The following is a 1,342-nucleotide window of genomic DNA, read 5'->3' as shown; positions in this document are numbered from 1 at the left end:
TTTTTCTAACTTAGTTGTTGCACTTAAACTACTGCATACTCATTTTTCAGTCTTACTTAATCTGCCTCGATGATAAATTTTCTTTTGGATTAAGTATTGATCCTGATCTTGAGTAATAAATAACGGAGAACTTTCTTCTATGACATTGCTAAACTCCAAACCATACCATGAAATAGGTGAGGCCGTAATTTTCTGCAAATAGATGCGCCCGCCAATCAATCTTCTATCTAACGAGCTTAACTTATCATTGGCAATTAAATCTGCTGGTTGTTCCTTTATAATAACAAACTTAAAGTCGCCGACTTTCCGTTGTCGCTCTGTTGAATACGTGGGTATTTGTGGTTCTAAAATACCTTGTTCCACTAGATGATTTACAACTTGATGTAAATAGACACTAACGGATTGAGATTTCCTAAACCCTAAGTAAAATTGAACGTTAACAACATTATGCGTCTCAAGTAAATCAACTGTATAATTACTTTCATAAGGTGCATTGGTTTCATTGACTGTAACAAACCAATAAACTTTAGCTCTTTTAGGTTGTCTGTCGAGAATAGAATACATGGTACTACGCTTAATTTGGTAATCACCCTTAATTTTAGTCATATACACTAAGTTAGTCGTGAACAAAGGTACTGTATTGTCTGCGCTTAATTTAGAGAGTTGATCACGATAGTCAAGAAGTGAAACATACTCGCTTTCTTTCTCATAATGTTCTCTTCGTTTATTTCCAAAGTACCAAAGCCACATAATATAAAGAATGCCCAACATGATTGTTAACGTAACATAACCGCCATGAATAAACTTAACCAAACTTGAAATTAGAAAGATTAACTCAATAAAACCAAAAAACAAGGCAATTATAAGTGCTGTTCCCTTAGCCAGGTGTTTCTTTAAGAATTCATGCAAAAGCACAGTAGTCATAAGCATGGTAATAGTGATCGCTAAACCATACGCGGCCTCCATTTTTTGTGAACTACCAAAGAACCAGACTACACTAATTGTTATTATACATAGCATCCAGTTAACAGTTGCAATATAAATTTGATTTTTTATATTACTTGGATGTCTAATAACCATTCTAGGTAAAAATTTTAAGCCAATTGCTTCATCGACTAAAGTGTAAGAACCCGTAATCAACGCTTGAGAGGCAATAATTGCAGCGAGTGTGGCTAGCAAAATGCCAACTAGGCGCCAAGTTCCGGGGAGCATTTCATAAAAGGGATTTAAGTTCGATAAGTTCCTGTAAGCAGTATCACCTGCATGTCTAATTATCCAAGCACCCTGACCTAAGTAATTTAAAAATAGGGTACTATATACTAGTGGCCATGTTACATAAATA

General features: G+C 34.9%; 1 protein-coding gene. It reads right to left on the bottom strand.

All coding sequences use genetic code 11. The annotated features are described in order from the left end of the window. Window positions 1–39: 39 nt before the first annotated feature. Window positions 40–1,342 (bottom strand): KUP/HAK/KT family potassium transporter (locus IV54_RS02985; RefSeq protein ID WP_191980402.1); only part of this gene is annotated, 1,303 nt, incomplete at its 5' end.

The organism is Levilactobacillus paucivorans (assembly GCF_001437125.1).
GTDB lineage: Bacteria > Bacillota > Bacilli > Lactobacillales > Lactobacillaceae > Levilactobacillus > Levilactobacillus paucivorans.
This window is presented reverse-complemented; position numbering and strand designations above follow the sequence as displayed.